The 314-nt window shown below is 33.1% G+C and carries 1 protein-coding gene; it reads right to left on the bottom strand.

Features of this window, described 5'->3' with window-relative positions; all coding sequences use genetic code 11:
* The coding region (gene bshC / locus H4O21_RS28845) for a bacillithiol biosynthesis protein BshC (protein WP_182812744.1) at nt 1–314 on the bottom strand (314 nt) is incomplete at both ends.

Raw genomic sequence — 314 nt, 5'->3', positions numbered from 1 at the left:
TATTTAATTTATTTAGCTTTCTTGTTTGTTTTTCAGTTTTAATTAATACTGAATTTCGAAGCAACAGCATAGGAAACGTTACATCTACAGCATCAAAATAAGATTTTAACTGGATCCAGTAGGCCAATTCACCGCCACCGCCAATGTAACAGAGATTGGGTAGTATAACCTCCTGATACAATGGACGCATAATTACATTTGGTGAAAACCTTTCTGGTTTCTCATTGAGATGTTTTAGTATTTCACTCTCGCTCCAAATGATATCCGTATTTAATACTTTATAAATATCATCTTCAAAAACAATACGCTCTCTT

This window comes from Oceanospirillum sediminis (assembly GCF_014164585.1).
In the GTDB taxonomy this organism is placed as follows: domain Bacteria; phylum Pseudomonadota; class Gammaproteobacteria; order Pseudomonadales; family Halomonadaceae; genus Oceanospirillum; species Oceanospirillum sediminis.
The sequence above is the reverse complement of the archived record's forward strand: the minus strand, read 5'-3'. Positions and strand labels throughout refer to the sequence as shown.